Origin of the sequence: Thiorhodospira sibirica ATCC 700588 (assembly GCF_000227725.2) — a bacterium.
Classification (GTDB): domain Bacteria; phylum Pseudomonadota; class Gammaproteobacteria; order Ectothiorhodospirales; family Ectothiorhodospiraceae; genus Thiorhodospira; species Thiorhodospira sibirica.
In genome coordinates this window covers 2,173,512-2,188,842 of the sequence record NZ_MU255056.1, presented here as the reverse complement: position 1 = coordinate 2,188,842, position 15,331 = coordinate 2,173,512, and the positions used below count along the sequence as shown (strand labels likewise).

At 55.8% G+C, this 15,331-nt stretch carries 12 protein-coding genes; 6 read left to right on the top strand and 6 right to left on the bottom strand.

From position 1 onward, the window contains the following. Positions 1 to 2: 2 nt before the first annotated feature. The 4 genes from THISIDRAFT_RS10245 to THISIDRAFT_RS10230 all read right to left on the bottom strand — a co-directional run bounded on the left by THISIDRAFT_RS10245 (position 3) and on the right by THISIDRAFT_RS10230 (position 3,782). Positions 3 to 1,385, bottom strand: a complete 1,383-nt coding sequence (locus THISIDRAFT_RS10245; RefSeq protein ID WP_006787059.1) for an ABC transporter permease — start codon at positions 1,383 to 1,385, stop codon at positions 3 to 5. 87 nt (positions 1,386 to 1,472) lie between these two features. Continuing rightward, positions 1,473 to 2,255: a hypothetical protein gene (locus THISIDRAFT_RS10240; protein ID WP_040851947.1), complete on the bottom strand. Its 783-nt coding sequence runs from the start codon at positions 2,253 to 2,255 to the stop codon at positions 1,473 to 1,475. Positions 2,256 to 2,307: 52 nt separating this feature from the next. Continuing rightward, on the bottom strand, positions 2,308 to 2,895 hold the full coding sequence (locus THISIDRAFT_RS10235) for a CDP-alcohol phosphatidyltransferase family protein (protein ID WP_006787057.1): 588 nt from the start codon (positions 2,893 to 2,895) through the stop codon (positions 2,308 to 2,310). After that, complete coding sequence (locus THISIDRAFT_RS10230) at positions 2,892 to 3,782, bottom strand: DUF2066 domain-containing protein (RefSeq protein WP_083824584.1); 891 nt, start codon at positions 3,780 to 3,782, stop codon at positions 2,892 to 2,894. Before THISIDRAFT_RS10230 ends, THISIDRAFT_RS10235 begins: the two co-directional genes overlap by 4 nt. 187 nt (positions 3,783 to 3,969) lie before the next feature. On the opposite strand from THISIDRAFT_RS10230, the gene purM reads away from it, so the two are divergent. The 4 genes from purM (at position 3,970) to rpoD (ending at position 11,482) form a co-directional block, all read left to right on the top strand. Further along, the gene (gene purM, locus THISIDRAFT_RS10225) at positions 3,970 to 5,031 is read left to right on the top strand and encodes a phosphoribosylformylglycinamidine cyclo-ligase (RefSeq protein WP_006787055.1); all 1,062 of its coding nucleotides are present in this window, start codon (positions 3,970 to 3,972) and stop codon (positions 5,029 to 5,031) included. Between the two features lie 221 nt (positions 5,032 to 5,252). Beyond that, entirely contained in the window at positions 5,253 to 5,936 is a 684-nt protein-coding gene (purN, locus tag THISIDRAFT_RS10220; protein ID WP_006787054.1) for a phosphoribosylglycinamide formyltransferase, read from the top strand. Continuing rightward, positions 5,923 to 9,375, top strand: a complete 3,453-nt coding sequence (locus THISIDRAFT_RS10215) for a mechanosensitive ion channel domain-containing protein (RefSeq protein ID WP_050984866.1) — start codon at positions 5,923 to 5,925, stop codon at positions 9,373 to 9,375. The genes purN and THISIDRAFT_RS10215 overlap by 14 nt, the downstream gene beginning before the upstream one ends. A 223-nt stretch (positions 9,376 to 9,598) precedes the next feature. Continuing rightward, complete coding sequence (gene rpoD, locus THISIDRAFT_RS10210) at positions 9,599 to 11,482, top strand: RNA polymerase sigma factor RpoD (RefSeq protein ID WP_040851941.1); 1,884 nt, start codon at positions 9,599 to 9,601, stop codon at positions 11,480 to 11,482. Between the two features lie 45 nt (positions 11,483 to 11,527). Here the strand turns inward: rpoD and THISIDRAFT_RS10205 are convergent, their stop codons facing one another. Next, the gene (locus THISIDRAFT_RS10205) at positions 11,528 to 12,787 is read right to left on the bottom strand and encodes an HDOD domain-containing protein (protein ID WP_006787051.1); all 1,260 of its coding nucleotides are present in this window, start codon (positions 12,785 to 12,787) and stop codon (positions 11,528 to 11,530) included. Between the two features lie 11 nt (positions 12,788 to 12,798). Then, a complete protein-coding gene (locus THISIDRAFT_RS10200) occupies positions 12,799 to 13,848 on the bottom strand; it encodes a DUF4214 domain-containing protein (protein ID WP_006787050.1) in 1,050 nt (349 codons plus the stop codon). A 67-nt stretch (positions 13,849 to 13,915) separates the two neighbouring features. Between THISIDRAFT_RS10200 and mutY the strand changes: the two genes are divergently transcribed. Both mutY and THISIDRAFT_RS10190 read left to right on the top strand, forming a co-directional pair. Continuing rightward, positions 13,916 to 14,986 (top strand): A/G-specific adenine glycosylase, encoded by a 1,071-nt coding sequence (gene mutY, locus THISIDRAFT_RS10195; protein WP_006787049.1) that lies wholly within the window; start codon positions 13,916 to 13,918, stop codon positions 14,984 to 14,986. A gap of 20 nt (positions 14,987 to 15,006) precedes the next feature. Further along, on the top strand, positions 15,007 to 15,276 hold the full coding sequence (locus THISIDRAFT_RS10190) for an oxidative damage protection protein (RefSeq protein ID WP_006787048.1): 270 nt from the start codon (positions 15,007 to 15,009) through the stop codon (positions 15,274 to 15,276). The last annotated feature ends 55 nt before the right edge of the window (positions 15,277 to 15,331 follow it).

The window sequence follows — 15,331 nt, the reverse complement described above, 5'->3', positions numbered from 1 at the left end:
GCTCAATCATAGGTGACTCTGGGATCGGCGATGGCGTAGCACAGGTCTGCAAGCAGGTAGCCTGCCAGGGTAAGTAAGCCGCTGATTAAGGTGATGGAGAGCACCAGTTCGCGGTCGCGGGTGCGCACCGCCTCCACCGCCAGCTTGCCCATGCCGTCGATGCTGAAAATGGTTTCGACAATGACAGAACCGGCCAGTAAGCTGGGTAACAGGGTGGCAGCGACGGTGATCAAGGGCAGCAGGGAGTTGCGAAATACATGGCGCCATAAGACATCCCGCGCGGCGACGCCTTTGGCGCGGGCGGTGCGTGCATAATCCGCCAGGAGATTTTCCAGCACGGCTGAGCGGGTGAGTTTGGCTAAAAAGGCAAAACCGCCATAGGATAGGCAGATGATCGGCAATACCAGATGCCACAGCCGGTCCAGTAAGAAACCGCGCACAAAGACGCCTTGGCTAAACTGTGCCGCCAGGGCCACGCCGAGCGCGCAGCCGAGCAAGCCCAGTGTCAGGGTGCGTAACCACGCAAACTCACTGGCGGCAATCCCGCCAAGGCTGAGGGCAAACACCAAAGCCAGACTAATATGCAACAGCCCCAGATGATCTGGCTGCAACTGCTGCGCCATGAGGCCACCGAGCACAAGCCCGATTCCCCCCATGACCAATGCGCGCCAGCGGGCGCGGGCAAACAGACTGAGCCAAACCAGCACACTGGCCCCTAGACCGGCCAATAACAGCACCCCAAAGACATCGCCCAAGGCGCCCCAATGCGGCAAAAAAGGCATGTCCAGAGCTTCGCGCCGATTGATGCCGCCGGTGGGAAACCAGCGCCAGAATTGATCAGAGGCGAAAAAACCAATGAGCAGCACCCCGGTAAGCATGGTCGGCACTGACCACAAGCCCAATAGCACCACCCCGGAGCCGACATCAAAACGACTGCCCCGACGGGTTGCCGCATGGACCCCCACGGCAATGGCAATCACATAAATGATCGGGATGGAGATCACATTGAGTAATAAGGTAATGGGCAAGCGCTCGGCAATCAGATCCGTCACTGGGCGTCCATAGCGAAAGCTTAGGCCTAGATCTACGCCTTTAACCCAGGAAAACCCGCTCATCTGTCCCTGCGCATCAAACACAAAACCCACGGGCGATACGTTGTTCAGCCAGCGCAGATATTGCACCGGGGCGGGCTGATCCAGCCCATACATGCGGTTATAGTAATCTTCCATGGCCTTCTTGGCCTGCGGCTCAAGATTGAGCCCGTCCACCAACGATTGCGAGCTGATTCCGCCGGGGGCCGCCGCCATCACCACAAACACCACGAGGGTAATCCCCAGCAAGGTGGGAATCATCAATAATAAACGGCGCAGAATGTAGGTAGTCATCGGTTCATGCGGGATGATGGTTGATCAAGCGCCGAGTCACACCCGGCCAAGCGATCGGCGTTCCCGCCGAAAATTTCGCCCGCAACACTACCACACCGCCGGAGTGAATACCGCCGGGTTGCGTACCTCGATATGTTCGCCGTTTTGACATAACACATATAGCCCTTTAGCGATGGCTTCGTCTGCGACAGAGGTGGGGATGACCATCCCGGCCACGGCGCCCATCACTTGATGATCTTTGTATAAAGGCAATACGCGTTTGAGCTTTTCCAAACGGATCAGATGCGCGTCAATGTGTTCAGTGCTGAGCTTGCTTTTGCATTCCACCGCGACCAACGCCCCATCATTGACCACTAACAGATCAATCTCCAGCGCCTCGCCGTTGCGCTTGGCAGACACCCCTGGATAAACCTCATGCACCTCAATCCCTTGGGCGCGAAACAAGCGCACCACAGCGGGCGCGACCTGATGCTCGACAAACTCGCCGAGTCGATTGCCTAGCTCGCCCAGGTTTTTTGAAAGTTGCTTGATCAGGCGATCAGTTTCCTGGAATTTAAGGTCAGTTTTCTGAAATTTTCGGTCTGTTTCTTGGAATTTAAGGTCAGTTTCTTGAAATTTATCATCCAGATTTTTCGAAAGTTGTTTTATCAGACGCTCAGTTTCCTGGAATCTCAGGTCAGTTTTCTGAAATTTTCGGTCGGTTTCCTGAAATTTCAGGTCAGTTTCCTGAAATTTTTCATCCAGATTTTTCGAAAGTTGTTTTATCAGACGCTCAGTTTCCTGGAATCGTTGATCAAGACGACGGTCGGTTTCCATAAATGCGCGCCACACATCGTCAAGCGTGGGAGCGGGAGTGTGTGAAGTGCTCATGGCAAAAAAGGCCTCCTTGTTGGGTTGATGCAGCGTTTTGTAACCTGTCTCGCTAGCGGGGCTCATCTTCTTGCAAAGGAGCTGCATTTTTTTTTCGGCGATACACCACGGTTTTGCGTGACCACAGCCAGACATAGGCCGCGCCGCTGCTTAAGGTGGTAAACAGTACGATACCGATCAGGCTGTGCAGCAACAGCGGCGGCAAGGGATATACCCCGGCGTTGATGATTACTGATAACACCAGCACAATCTGCATGAAGGTATTGAGCTTGCTGATCAGCAGCGGTTGCATCTCCAGTTGTTTGGTGACACCGCGATAGCCGATGGCCCCGGCAACAATGACCAGATCACGCACCACCACCGCCAGCACCAGCCACCACGGCAACAGCCCGGTGAGCGCTACGGTAAAGTAGGTTGCCACCATCAAGACCTTATCGGCCAGAGGATCAAGATAGGCACCCAGGGGGCTTTGCCAGCCATAGCGCCTTGCCAGCCAGCCATCCAGCGCATCCGAGAGGCCAGCGATGAATAAAAGTAACAAGACCAGCGCATACTGGCCTTGCCACAGGCTCCAGACAATGGGTAAGGCCAGGGCGATACGCGCTATCGTAATGACGTTTGGTAGATAATGCCAATTCACGGGATGAGCCTAAAACCTAAAAAATGATGATGTGTCCCCGCCAGAGCATCGGTATTTATATGTTCCGGCAGTGGTTCGAGCGTGGGCGAGGTTGCCAGTACCTGCGCAAGCGCTTCGGGGGCAAGCGCTGCAACGGCCTGGAAAATGACCCGCTGCGGATAAACTGCGCTGATTTTAACGGTATGCAGCGACGCTTGTCTTGCCATCAGCTGACGCAGCTGCACCATATCACCATAATGGCGAACGCCGTCAATCGCAATGAGAATCACCTGCTCGTCAGCGGACGGCGAGTCCTCGGAAATGGCGGGAATCTCGGCCAGAATCGGTGCAAACAGGGCATCTACAGGTTTGCTCAGTAATGCAAGCCCTTCCTGCACACAGGCCGGGGGGGTGGGGCCTTGCGTGTGCCAGCGCCGCGTCATCGCCTGCGTGTGTGCTTGCCAGCGCGCCTGACAGGCACCGTGCTCGTCGATTTCCAGCCTGAGCATAACCACGCCATCGGCGTGATAGCGTACCGAGGCGTCCATAACCGCCGCTTCGTGACCTGCTTCCAGCACTGGCAATGGCACTGCCAGCTGATCTTGCAGGTCAAACAGCGGCCATAACCAGCGCACTTCACCGGCATTAAGCGCCGCATACAAGGGCGTCATCCAGGGCAGCTCTTCTGGTGGCGGGGACTGAATAAAGCCATGTGTCTGGGCCTGGGTATGCAGCGCTGTGCCCCATAACAACCATAAGGGACGCGGGTCTGCTGCGATGGGCCTTAAGGCGGTCAGCGTAGTGCTGTCACCGGGTACAGACGCAGGCTCTGTTGCAAAGGCCGCCGAAGCGGTGACACTCAGGCAAAGACTGAGCACGCAGGCCATGATGGGAGATGGGGTGTACATCGGGCGCAAATGGCTATAACCTCACGCGGTTTTTCGCTAAAATAGCACACAAAGCGCGTAACGGTCAGGGTATCGTCTTTTGCCGTGACGTGCACACGCCCTCACTTGCCAGCCGCCAAAAACTTCAGCATGATCCCTTGGCGTTTGCCGCTTGCCAACCCTAACCCAATGATAAAAGACCATCGCCATGCCTTCAGTTCCTGACGCACCAAAAACCCCCGGCCTGACTTATCGCGATGCCGGTGTTGATATTGATGCCGGTAATGCCCTGGTGCAGCGCATTAAGCCCTTTGCCCAAGCCACCTTGCGACCGGAGGTGCTCGGCGGATTGGGCGGCTTTGGGGCCTTGTTTGAACTGCCGCTGGAGCGCTATCAACGGCCCGTGCTGGTGTCTGGAACCGATGGCGTGGGTACCAAGCTCAAGCTAGCGCAGCGCCTGCAGCGTCATGACACCATCGGCATTGATCTGGTCGCCATGTGTGTCAATGATATTGTGGTGCAGGGCGCTGAGCCGTTGTTTTTCCTGGATTATTTTGCCACCGGCCAGCTGGATGTGGAGCAGGCCGCGCAGGTGGTACAAGGCATTGCCCACGGCTGCACCGAGGCCGGATGCGCCCTGGTAGGTGGGGAAACCGCTGAAATGCCGGGCATGTATGCCAACGGTGAGTATGATCTGGCTGGCTTTGCGGTAGGGATTGTCGAAAAAGCGGCGATTCTCGATGGCTCGCGGGTTGGTCCCGGTGATGCCGTGCTAGGGCTGGCATCCTCCGGGCCGCACTCCAACGGCTACTCCCTGATCCGCAAAATTCTGGAGAGCACTTCGGTGAATATGGATTCACCCTGTGGCAACACCACCCTGGCCGATGCCCTGATGATGCCCACGCGCATCTATGTCAAGCCGCTGCTGCAACTGCTCGCGCACCACCGCATTCATGCATTGGCACATATCACCGGCGGCGGGCTTTTGGAAAACCTTCCGCGTGTCTTGCCCAAGGGCACGGCAGCCCTGATTGATGAGGCCGCCTGGCCGCGTGCGGCGGTGTTTGACTGGCTGCGCAGTGCCGGTAAGGTGAGCCGCGAGGAAATGCTGCGTACCTTCAACTGCGGCATTGGCATGGTGGTGATTCTACCCAAAGAAGGCATTGAGGCTGCCCGCATTCATTTTGAACAGGCCGGGATTGGTGCCTTTCATATCGGCGACATCATGGCCACCGCAGCAGACACCCCGCCTGCTGTGCAGCTGGCCTAAGCTTGCCAATGGACCGTACAACCGCTACTAAAAATCTATTTCACGGATTTGTATACGCCGTCACTGCTATTGCCAGGAAAAACCGGGTCTTACATAACTCTTGCGTACGGATTAACGTCCAGCCGTAGCCTGTCTGGACGGTGCAAAAGCGCACAAGGACAGCCTACTACATAACAAAGCACAGCTCAACCGGGCGCAAAAAGACAAGGTTTTTATAAAAAATGATAGATTTTAGCCAGCAGTTACAAACCCCGGCCCCGCCGACGATGGTGGTGTTGATCTCCGGTTCTGGCAGTAATCTGCAGGCACTGATCGACGCCACCGCCAGCGGTTTTATCCCAGGGCGCATTGCCGCCGTGATCAGCAACCAGCCTGATGCCCTAGGTTTGCAGCGGGCGCAGCAGGCAGGCATTGCTACCCAAGTGATCGCGCATCGCGCCTATGCCCGACGTGAAGACTTTGATCAGGCGCTGATTCAGGCCATTGAGGCGTATCAGCCGACGCTGGTGGTGCTGGCGGGCTTTATGCGCATCCTCACCCCCGTGTTTGTCACCCATTACCTCGGGCGGCTGGTGAATATCCATCCTTCGCTATTGCCCGCCCTGCGCGGTCTGCATACCCATGAGCGGGCACTGGCAGAGGGTTTGAGCGTCCACGGCTGCAGTGTGCATTTTGTCAATCAAGAACTCGACGGCGGCCCGGTGATCATGCAGGCGCGTGTCCCCGTTTTACCCGATGACACCCCGCAGACCTTGGCAGCGCGTGTCTTGATCCAGGAGCACCGCCTTTATCCGGCGGTGGTTCGGCTGTTCTGTCAGGGACGTTTGCAACTTAAGGCTAACACGGTATGGCTGGATCAGCAGCGCCTGGATCAGCCGCTGGATCTGGCCTGTGTCGCGCTTTAAAACCACCCCATCTATGCAAAGCGGGGTGGTTTTGCTGAGGTTTTGCGCGCTGTGGGTGGGTGTGCTGGTACTGTTGCTAATGGTAGCGGCGCAGGCGCAAGAGACGGCCTATGAAAACACCGTCAGCGTCACCCACCTTGAGACACGCCTGCAGGAAATCGAGGCCAATACAGCCCTGGATGAGGGGGTGCGGACCCAGATCAAAGAGCTGCTTAACCGCGCCAAAGGGCATCTGGAAAGTGCGCGCACCCATGCGCGGGCGACCGCCATGTACCTCAATGCGCTGGAAACCGCGCCGCAGGAAATCGAGGCCCTGCGCCAGCAACAGGAACGCAGCCCTGCCGCCACCGTACCCACGCCTGAGCAGACCCAGGCCCTGCAAGCGCTGGCCATCAGCGAACTGGAACAGCGCCTAAGCCTTGAACAAACCGAGCTCAACGCCGCCAAATCCCGCCTGGCCGAACAGGAGCGGATTTTGCGCGAGGCTCAGCCGCGTACCAGCACTGCCCGCCAAGGTATCGCCGATGCCCGCCAGGCGCTGCAAGAAATCCAAAGCGAACTGCGTGCTACACCGCTGCCCGGTGAGACGGCTGAGCTCAGCGAGGCGCGCCGTCTATCATTGCTGGCCCGCCAATATCATCGCGAAACCGAAATTGGCCGCCTGGAACAGGAAATCGCCAGCCTGCCGCTGCGCATCCAGTTAAGCACCCTGCGCCGCGACCAGACCAACCGCGAGGTGCAGCAGGCTGAATTGCGCGTCCAGTGGGTGCAAGAAACGCTCAACGAACTGCGCCGCACCCAAGCCGCCGTGGCGCTGCATCAGGTCGCCTCTGCCGAGCGTGCGTTGGCGGATCGACCGGCGGTGATCCGCCAACTGGCGGAACGTAATGCCGCCCTGGGTAGCGAGCTGGCCATTCTCACCCACGAACTGGAAGCAGCGACCCGCCAGCGTGAAGCGGTGGAGCGCGAGGTGCAAATCCTGGAAAAGGACTTCCACAATACCCAGCAAAAACTGGCCATCGCCGGTTTAAGCGTCACCCTGGGGCGCGTGCTACTGGAGCAGCGCGATGCGCTCCCCGATATCCGCCAATACCGCGCCGCCGCTGCCCAGCGGGTCAGGCTCATTGCCGACATGGGTCTGGCTGATCTGCTGGCCGCCGATGAACGGCGCAAAATGGGCGCGATTTCTGCCACTGTCGAGCGGCTGATGGACACCGAGCTGGCGCCGTTGCCGGAGGCCCAGACCATAGCGCAAATCCGCGAAGAACTCACCACCTTGCTGCATACCCAGCATGATCTTTTGGAACGCCTGGCGCACACCCGCTCGATGTATCTGCGCGCCTTGAGCGAGCTTGACTTTGCTGAACGCCTGCTGATTGAGCGCGCCACTGAATATGCCGATTTTCTTGCCGAACACCTGCTGTGGGTACCCAGTCATGCCATCCTGATCCCGCACATGGCCTGGGATGTGGCTGAGGCGGCGGCCTGGCTGTTATCGCCGCGCAACTGGTCGGTGGCGCTGGATCATCTTGGACTGGAAATCTGGGCGCGTCCGCATCTGTCGCTGCTGGCCTTGCTGGTCGCCATACCGCTGTTATGGCTGCGCACGCGCATGATGGCGCACCTGGAAAAGGTCGGTGCCAAGGTAGGACGTGTGCATCTGGATCGTTTCAGCCACACCCTCTTTGCCCTGCTGCTCACCCTGCTATTGACGCTGCCCGGCCCGTGGCTGTTAGGCTTTGCCGGCTGGCTCATGTACTCAGCCTCCGAGGCCGATGACTTCACCCGCGCCGCAGGTCTGGGCTTTTTATGGGCAGCACCGATCTGGTTCAATCTGGCCTTGTTTTTGCGCATGTGCAATGCCCGTGGCGTAGCCACTCGCCATTTTCTATGGAATAGCCATGCGCTGGGGATTTTACGCCGCCAACTTAAACAGCTCACCCTGATTGCCGTCCCGGCAGTCTTTGTGGCGACGACGCTAAGCGCATACGCCCCAGAGCTCTATGCTGCCGGGTTGGGACGCATTGCCTTCATCATCACCCTGCTGGCCTTTGCCCTGTTCATGGAGCACATGCTCAGACCCCGCGGCGGCGCCGTAGCCCCTACGTACGCAAAACGTCAGGGCTGGCTGGTGCGGTTGCGTTATCTCTGGTATCTGCTGGGGGTTGGCATTCCATTGGCCCTGGCCGTGCTGGCCTGGCTGGGTTATTACTACAGCGCCCAGGCCCTCTCCCTGCGCATGGTCAACACCTTCTGGCTGGTGGTCGCCGGTATCTTTCTGCACGATCTGACCTTGCGCTGGCTCACCCTGACCCGCCGCCGGGTTGCCTTTCAACAGGCCCTGGAACGCCGCGAGGCTGCCCGCGCTGCGCGGGCCAAACAAGGCCAAAGCGACAGCGGCAGCCCGCATGAAGAAGCCGAAGCGCCGCCCTCAGAAACCCCGGCGATTGACCTCGATCTGGTGGACGAAAAAACCCGCCGCCTGCTGCGCGCCTTTTTATACCTGCTGGCCTTTGGCGGTCTATGGATGATCTGGTCAGATGTCCTGCCCGCGTTGTCATTTCTTGATGCCGTTCACCTGTGGGGCCATGAAGTCAAGGTTGGCAACGAAACCCTGGTCAAACCGATCACCCTGGCTGACCTGTTACTGGCGCTGGTGTTTGCGATTGGTGCCCTGGTTTTGGGGCGTAACCTCCCCGCGCTGCTGGAGATTATTTTATTACAACGCACCTCGCTGCAATCGGGCAGCCGCTACGCCGTCACCCACCTGATGCAATACGGCATCGCCCTGCTCGGTCTGGGGCTGGTCTTTAGTACCCTGGGCTTTACCTGGTCGAAAATCCAGTGGCTGGCTGCCGGGCTGACCGTGGGACTGGGCTTTGGTCTGCAGGAAATCTTTGGTAACTTCATCTCCGGTTTGATCATCTTGTTTGAACGCCCGGTGCGCGTAGGCGATACCGTCACCGTCGGCAACCTTACCGGGCGCGTCAGCCGCATCCAGATCCGCGCCACCACCATCACCGACTGGGATCGCAAAGAAATCATCGTCCCCAACAAAGAACTCATCACCCAGCGCGTCATCAACTGGACGCTCTCTGATGCCATCACCCGCGTCACCCTGCGCGTGGGCATTGCCTACGGTTCAGACACCAAACTCGCCTATCAAACCATTTTAGAGGCCGTGCGCACCAACCCCCTGGTACGCAACGACCCCGAACCGCGTGTCTACTTCTCCGGCTTTGGCGATAGCGCATTGAACTTCGATGTCTACGTCTTTGCCAGCGAACTCGCCGACCGCATGCCCCTCATGCACGAACTGCACATGAACATCGAAGCCGCGCTGCGCCAACACGGCCTGGAAATCCCCTTCCCGCAACGCGACATCCACGTCAGCTTCGCCTCACCCAACACCCCCAAAGACAACTTCCCTCACCCATAAGGTGACGCTGACTTCCAGTCGTCGCTTTGTGGCGGCATCTTCCAGATGCTGCTTTAAAACGGCGAACGCAAGATGCGTTCGCCACATGTCAGTGTCCGCCATGCGCTCTCCGCAGACGATAAAACTTGACAATGACGGAATTTTTTGCAAACAAAAAACTCGAAGTGTGATAAACTATCAGGTTCATTTTAATCTGTGGATCTTGCAGATCAAGCGGGTGTTTATGGATCAAGAAGAACAGCAGTCCAGACTCAAAGAGCTTATTGCCAAAGGCAAAGAGCAAGGTTTCCTGACCTATGCAGAGGTCAATGATCATCTGCCGGACACCATTGTAGACCCTGAGCAGATTGAAGATATTATCTTCATGATCAACAACATGGGGATCGCGGTACACGAGCAGGCGCCCGATGCCGATACCTTGTTGTTATCGGATACCGGCGTTACCGCAGATGATGATGCCGCTGAAGAGGCGGCGGCAGCACTGGCTTCGGTAGATGGTGAATTTGGTCGTACCACCGATCCGGTGCGCATGTACATGCGTGAAATGGGAACTGTCGAGCTGCTGACCCGCGATGGCGAGATTCAGATTGCCAAGCGGATTGAAGAAGGGCTGGCGCAGGTCCTGTTTGCTTTAGCGCATTATCCGCAATCCATCGCCTCCTTGCTGGCCGAATACGAAAAGGTACAAAGCGAGGAAATCAAGCTCAGCGATGTCCTCGTCGGCTTTATGGACATAACGACGGGTGATGTGGTGAATTCCTCAGCGCCTGACAGCGAATTACTCGACGATGAAAACAACGTCACCGCGATGGAAGCCAGCGATGATGATGTAGATAGCGTCAGCAATGATGAGGAAGACGAAGAAGTCGCCAGCGCTGAAGATGATCTGGTCGATGCCGGCCCCGATCCTGAAGAAGCACAGGAGCGCTTTAGCAAATTGCGTGAAATGTATGAGCGCGCTGTCGGCTTTGCCGAGAAAAAACAAAAGGAAAAGTATCGCCAGGCACGCGAAGAATTGGCGCATTATTTCATGGAAATGAAGTTGGTACCGCGTCTGGTCGATCAATTAACCATCGACTTGCATGGCGTGGTAGAACGGATTCGCAGTCACGAACGGGCCGTGATGGATACCTGCATCAATCGCTGCAAAATGCCGCGCAAAGACTTCATACACTCCTTTCCGGAAAATGAAACCAATCTCAAATGGTTAGACGGGCTGGTTAAGGAAAAAACACCGTATGCAGCGGCCTTACAGCAAAACAAAGACGAAATTTTGCGGATTCAGAAACAGCTCGTTGCCATTGAAGAAGAAACCGGCTTAAGCATTTCTGAAATCAAGGATATCAATCGACGCATGTCGATTGGCGAGGCCAAGGCGCGGCGGGCGAAAAAGGAAATGGTCGAGGCCAATCTGCGTTTGGTCATCTCTATTGCGAAAAAATATACCAATCGCGGCCTTCAATTTCTGGATCTGATTCAGGAAGGAAACATCGGCCTGATGAAGGCGGTGGATAAATTTGAATATCGGCGCGGTTATAAATTTTCGACCTATGCAACCTGGTGGATTCGCCAGGCCATTACCCGCTCGATTGCCGATCAGGCGCGCACGATTCGCATTCCGGTACACATGATTGAGACCATCAACAAGCTCAATCGCATCAGTCGGCAGATGCTTCAGGAAATGGGGCGCGAGGCCACGCCTGAAGAGTTATCCCGACGTATGGAAATGCCGGAGGATAAGGTACGCAAAGTGCTAAAAATTGCCAAAGAGCCGATCTCGATGGAGACACCCATTGGCGATGACGAAGATTCACATCTGGGCGATTTTATCGAAGACAGCAATGTCATGTCACCCATCGAATCGGCTACCCGCGAAAGCCTCTCGGAAACCACACGCGATGTGCTTTCCAGCCTGACGCCACGCGAGGCTAAGGTACTGCGGATGCGCTTTGGCATTGACATGAACACCGACCACACCCTGGAAGAGGTTGGCAAGCAGTTTGATGTCACCCGCGAGCGGATTCGCCAGATCGAAGCCAAAGCCCTGCGTAAACTGCGTCATCCTTCACGCTCAGAAATGCTACGCAGCTTTTTGGATATGGATTAAGATGCGCGAAAAGGCAGGGTAGAGCGTTTTATCTCTATCCTGCTTTTAATTACCTTGCGTTCTTTTTTCTTTCAAAAACGTAGTCACACGGTTAATCTCAAGCTGCGCGGTTTTAAATAGCGTTGATCTCAACGCTGCACTATTATGATCCAGGGATAGACGCTGTAAGGCTGAGACTGTGTTAGCGGGCGGTAGTGATATATTGGGGGCATGCGTCGTCAGGTAATAAAAACGGGCGGCCAAAACGACATCAGTATAATCCGGCGCTGGACCACTGCCTAAGCGCTGCCAGCAACGTGATTCCTTGATCACCTGCACCATATCATCTCCCAGGCCTAAGGATTTGGCAGCGATCATTTCTCCAACCATCAGATTCAGTCGTTCGACTATCTGAGCCTGCTCTTCATCGGGAAAATCAGCCTCCTTGCGAGCCAGGTAATCAATCAATCCCCATTTACCAATATCTGCCAAAAAGCCGGTCAGCATGGCACGCTCTCGGTCTAAATGCGCCACATTCACATGACGGGCTATCGCATAACTCAGTGCTGAAATATGCAGGCTACTTTTCCAGAGGTCATGCGCTAGTTTTTTGAGTAAAATTGATTGGGTTTTAAACAGATAAACGGAGGCTATTTCGTTGAGTGTCTTGCGAGTATTATCAAGGCCAAGACGACTGATGGCCTCACGGGTATGTACAGCAGGACTGATTCCGCCATATAGACTGGCATTCACGGTGCGTAATAATCCAGCCGTTAATCCTAAATCAAATTGCACAATGCGCGTCAATAAAGCCGCCTCAAGCTCCGGCTTATCGATAACACTGATCAGTTTGCGACTGACATCCGGGTATACTGGCAAACGCAATACCTTACCCAAGCAGCAATGATACATCTCGACAAAAATCTGATTTTCTATCTCTGTAAGTTCCATATCCTCCACTTCATAACTGTGTTTGCTTTGATGTTCGCGTAAGGTATGGTAAAGATTACGATCCAGTGTCAGTAAGCGTCCGCTTGAGGCCGCTTGCAGGTGCCCCTTGAGACGGCCTTCCTCAAAAATGGGATAGCGTGCTCGCAGCGTGTTGGGTTCAATGGTTTCTTCCTTCCCATCAGCAAACAAGGTCACCTTCCCATCCAGAACATACAAAAGCCAGCGATGCTGCTCAGCAGCATATATAGTTTGTGCGGCTTTTATCGGCACAATCTGGGCTTTGCCGCTGATGTGCTTTTGATGTTCAGATGATAACTCACTGATAGGATATAAGCGCTCCAGTAAACTGATCGGTATACTATCAAGATGAGACATGCCACAATCCCTTAGATAAGTACATGATTGATATATGCATTGACACCGCCTGCGGCCTCAATGGCCTGCGCCGTTTCCAGCACAAATGTCACGTTATGAATGTCGGTGAGACGCTGCCCGAAAGGCCCGCTGGTTTGGGCGCCGAGAATCTGCAAAGACTGTGTATGCGCAGTCTCCGCGACATCATGATTGAATTCAATCAAGGCATTACCCGCCTGCGGTTGCACATTATTGGTAATCTGTGCCAGCTGATTCCACTGATTCTGCTCATCAATCAACAGGATCAGATCACCGTCTCGCAGCTCATACTGCGCAATGCGCGCCTGTCCAAACGCGGCAAAAGCCCCGCTGTTATCCGCATGGATTGAAAATACAAAGATGTCTGTTTGTTCCGGGCTGCCCGTTAAGGTCTGGTTGGCAACCCCATTGTGTGCGATGTGAATCGCCACCGGCCCAGGCGCTTGATCAAACAGCCCTCGCAGATCATCCATGGCGCTAGCGATTAAGGCGTTGATTTGTGCCGGGGTGCTTTGGGCATCCAGCGCCGTCGTCAGTTGTGCCGCAATGTGCAAAAACGCTCCCTGCTCGGCATCACGCATCTGCGCATAAGACGGAATATTGGCGGCTTTTTGTTGTGTATAAAACTGCTCGCTGGCACTGATAAAGCGATCATACAACGTCTGGGTCGTTGCAGCCTCGGCGTTGGCGCGCATCCCGTCCAGCATCTGGATAACCAGGGTACCGATCTGCGACCCCAGCAAGGTCGGATTTGCAGTGATCTCGCCCTGCCAATACCTAAAGCCATCCGCATCCGGGCTTTCTACTCTGAAGATATTACGATACAGGGCCAATAACAGCGCATCGCCGCTCAATCCCTGATATTTTTCCGCAATCAGAGGTTGTTCAAAAAAACTGCTGGCGATATCAATGCGGCTCATCCGGCCGCTGTCTATAGCCTCAAACCAATAATCCAGACCCTGCCAATCAGGGGCCGCCCCCCATACGCCGGCATAAATTTCAATGATTTGCTGTCTCAAGCCGTATGTCTGAGTCGTCGTCATCTAGCGCCTCCGGATTTAGTGCGATAATGACAATAGTGTATAACGATTTCTCAAGGAGCGGATATTTTTGCCTCTCGCCATGCTTACCAACGAACTCAGTTTTTCCTCCAAGATCCTGGCCTGGTTTGATCAGCACGGGCGCCATGATTTGCCCTGGCAGCAGCCGCGCACACCTTATCGGGTGTGGGTATCCGAGATTATGCTGCAGCAAACCCAGGTGCGCACGGTTATCCCCTATTTTGAGCGCTTTATGGCGCGTTTTCCCGAGATTATCACCTTGGCGGATGCGCCACTGGATGCGGTGCTGGAGCACTGGAGCGGGCTTGGCTATTATGCCCGTGCGCGGCATTTGCACCGTGCGGCACAGCAATTACGCGATCAGTATGCCGGACAGATGCCGGCAGATTTTGCCCAAGTGCAGGCATTGCCAGGGATCGGGCGCTCAACCGCCGGGGCGATCATGGCCCTGGCCTTTGAACAGCGCTATGCCATTCTGGATGGCAATGTGAAACGGGTGTTGACGCGACATGGCGGGATTGTCGGCTGGCCGGGCGAGACGGCAGTGGCGAATACCTTATGGGCCTTGGCCGAGCAATACACGCCTACGGTGCGTATTGCGGAGTATACGCAGGCAATCATGGATCTGGGGGCAGGGGTTTGTAGCCGTAGCCGTCCGCAGTGCGCACGCTGCCCGATCCACGCGGATTGTCAGGCTCGCGCTACGGGACAGCAACAGTGCCTGCCCACGCCCCGCAAGGCGCGTGCTCAGCCGCTGCGCCATACGGTGATGCTGATGATTCAGGGGCCGCAGGGGGTGTTGTTGCAGCAGCGCCCACCGGTCGGTTTGTGGGGCGGTCTGTGGGCCTTTCCGCAGGTAGAACAGCTCGATGAGGTCACGCCGTGGTGTCTTGCGCATCTGGGCACGGCGCCGCAGACGCTGCAAGCCTGGGAACCTTTTACCCATGTGTTCAGTCATTTTCGTTGGAAAATCACCCCGGTATGGCTTGGGCTTGCGCACGATCCGGCTAAAATCATGGAAGCGGGCGGTTGGCTCTGGTATAACTATAGCGATGCCATCGCCGTGGGGGTCCCCGCCCCGGTGGCCAATCTGTTGGCACAACTTTTTCAAAATAATTGATAAACATAGGGTTTGATGCAATGGCGCGTATGGTGAATTGTGTACTCCTGGGCAAAGAAGCCGAGGGGCTGGAAATCCCCCCTTATCCCGGTGAATTGGGCAAGCGCGTGTTTGAACAGGTTTCAAAAGAAGCCTGGCAGCGCTGGATCAAACATCAGACTATGCTGATCAATGAATATCGTCTCACCCCCATTGACCCCAAGGCACGCAAATTCATCGAAGAAGAGATGGAGAAATTTTTCTTCGGCAGCGGCTCTGCCTTGCCCGATGAGTTTGTCGCACCGCAATAACTCGATACGCGCAATGCCCGACGCCACACCCTAGCCTCGGGCGATGATCCGGGGC